Source organism: Agromyces binzhouensis (assembly GCF_004135055.1).
Taxonomy (GTDB): Bacteria; Actinomycetota; Actinomycetes; order Actinomycetales; family Microbacteriaceae; genus Agromyces; species Agromyces binzhouensis.
In genome coordinates this window covers 1-2,836 of record NZ_SDPL01000404.1, presented here as the reverse complement: position 1 = coordinate 2,836, position 2,836 = coordinate 1, and the positions used below count along the sequence as shown (strand labels likewise).

Sequence of the window (2,836 nt, the reverse complement as noted above, 5' to 3'; positions counted from 1 at the left end):
ACGGCCGTGACGCCGCCGACGACCGCGCCGTCGAACGCCTCCTGGAGCGTGTCGCGCGCGCCCTGGCGATCGCCCGCCTCGAGGAGCGCCTCGCCCAGCCGGAGCAGGGCGTACGGCCTGAGGAACCGCGGGGCCGTCTCGGCCGTGGCGCGCTCGGCGGCCTCCCGCCACGCGGCGTCCGTCGGGGACAGCTCGGCGTCGACGAACGCCTTCCAGATCGGATGCGTCGGCCAGAACGACAGCCGCGCCATCAGCGCTCGCACGTCGGACTCCGCACCCAGGATCTCGGCGGTCTCGGCCTCGGAGACCCGCGCCGGGTCGACGCGCACCGCGGCGATCACCCGCGCGAGCGCCCAGAGCATGGGCTCGGCGTAGCCGGCGAGCGGCAGCACCTGCTCGTGCAGCACCCCTCGCCCGTCGCGCCACGCCTGCGACAGGTCGCCGACGGCGAGCCCGATCTCGACCGCGACGCGCCCGACGGCGAGTCGGGTCTGCATCTCGACCTGCATCACGGGCGCCATCGCCGGTCGGAGCCGGCGGAAGGTCTCCGCAGCGCGTTCGGCGTCGCCTCGCCAGACCAGCGCCCAGAGCTTCGCCCGCTCGAGGTAGGTTCGGACCGGCCCGGGCGGGTCGAGCGCGAGCGCGCGCTCGATGAGCGCGTCGGCGCGCTCCCACTCGCCGAGCGCGAACAGCGGGTCGACCGCGTTCGAGGCGAGGATCACGCCCGAACTGCGCTCGACGCCCTGCGCCCGCGCGCGGGCGAGCCCCTCCTCGGCGAGCCTGACGGCCTCGGGGAAGTCGCCGACGAGGTAGCGGAGGTCGGACGCGTTCACCCAGTACCGGAGCAGCGCGGCGCCGTCTCCGTGTGCGAGCTCGCGCGCCCGCTCGATGTCGACGAGCGCCCGGTCGACTTCGCCGCGCGAGGCGCGGCTGACCGCGCTGATGTTCATCGCGACCGAGGCGTAGCGTGCGGAGCCGATGGCGCTCGCGAGCTCGTGCGCGGCGTCGGCCATCTCGACGGACTCGTCGATGCGCGCCTCGATCATGAGCCGGCCGGCGAGCCCGGTCATCACCGTGGCCCGGACCTCGTCGGCGCCCTCGTGGGGGATCGCGGCGAGCGCCTCCTCGAGCATGGCGATCGAGCCGCCGCGGCCCATGTTGGCCTGGTAGAGCGCCTTGTCCCGAAGCAGCCTGGGGTACTGCGGGTCGCTCCGCGGGCACTCGGCGAGCGCCAGCTTCACGAGCGCGAGGCTGCGCTCGCCCTCGCCGGCGTGCCGGAGCTGCGAGGCGGTGCGGCCCATCAGCTCGAGCTTGGTCATCCCCGCGATCCGCTCGGCGTCGGGCACCGTCTCCCACAGCTCGAGGGCGCGCTCGCCGAGCTGCGCGGAGGTCGCATAGGCGACCGCGGCGCGGGCCTCGCGCATGGCCTGGATCGTCGCGGGGAAGGCTCGCACGGGATCGCGGGCCCCCAGCCAGTGGTACGAGATCTCTGCGGCGAGGCGACGCCCGCCCGCGGCGGCCACGGCCTGCGCCTCGTACGCCTCGGCGTACCGTGCGTGGAACCGGGCGCGCTCGCCCGGGAGCAGGTCGGCGAGGATCGCCTCGCGGACGAGGGCGTGGCGGAAGGCGTAGTCGTCGCCGTCGATGACGAGGACGCCGTAGGTGACGGCCTCGCGGGCGGCCGCCTCGAGCTCCTCGTCGCCGCCCCGGTACACCGCGGCGAGCAGGGCGTGCGGCACCCGCACTCCGCCGGTCGAGAGCAGCCGCAGCAGCTCCTGGGTGTCGTCGGTGAGCCGCTCGTAGCGGGCGAGCAGCAGGTCGCGGAGCGTCCCGGGCACGAAGCCCTCGTCGCGGCATCCGTCGATGCCCACGAGCTCCTCGACGAAGAAGGGGACGCCGTCGCTGCGGCGGAAGACCGTCTCGAGCACGCGGTCGCTCGGGGCCTCGTCGACGATGAGGGTGCCCACGAGCGCGCGGACCTCGGTCTCGTTCAGGCGGCCGAGCTCGCGTCGCTCGACCCAGCGGTCGCGCTCGATCTCGGACAGGAACCCGCGGAGCGGGTGGCCGCGCGTGACGTCGTCGCTGCGGTAGGTCAGGACCACGAGGAGGCGACTCGAGCCGAGCGAGCGCAGCAGGAACCGCAGCAGCGCGAGCGTCGCGGCATCCACCCAGTGGAGGTCCTCGATGACGAGGACGATCGGCAGGTCGCGTGAGAGGGTCTCGAGCAGCACCGCGACGGCCTCGTGCAGCTGGCCGCTCCCGGCTCCGCCCGGCGTGATCACGACCTCGCCGATCGACGGGGCGTCGGATGCCGCCAGCTCGGGCAGCAGCGCGATGAGCGCTGCCCGACCCGGACCGACGGCCTCGAGCGCGCGCTCCGCGCCGACCTGGGCGACGAGCTGCCGGAGCGCGCCCTTCACCGGCGCATAGGGCGCCGCGACGTCGCCGAGGTCGACGCACTGGCCGACGATGAGACGCACGTCGGCCCCGAGCCCCGACATGAACTCGGACACGAGCCGGGACTTGCCGATGCCCGCCTCGCCGCCGATCACGGCGGTCGCGGGCGTGCCGGCGCGCACGGCATCGAGGAGGCCGTTGAGCCACTCGAGCTCGGCGTCGCGGGCGATCATCGTGGGGCTCGACGAAGAGCTGGTCACACCCATATCGTCCCACGCGCCCACGACAACGGCGCCGGCCCCATCGGGCCGACGCCGTGACGCGGCGTCCGCGGATCCGGCGGCGTCCGCTGCTGCGTGCGCCCCGCCGCCGCGGGTGATCGGGATCACCGTGCGAACTGCGGCAGGTGGAAGCGGCGGTGCGGCGCACGGACGCGACG

The 2,836-nt window shown here is 74.9% G+C and carries 1 protein-coding gene; it reads right to left on the bottom strand.

The features are described 5' to 3' along the window. The coding region (locus ESO86_RS14855) for an ATP-binding protein (protein ID WP_165307939.1) at nucleotides 1–2,657 on the bottom strand (2,657 nt) is incomplete at its 3' end. Nucleotides 2,658–2,836 lie beyond the last annotated feature (179 nt).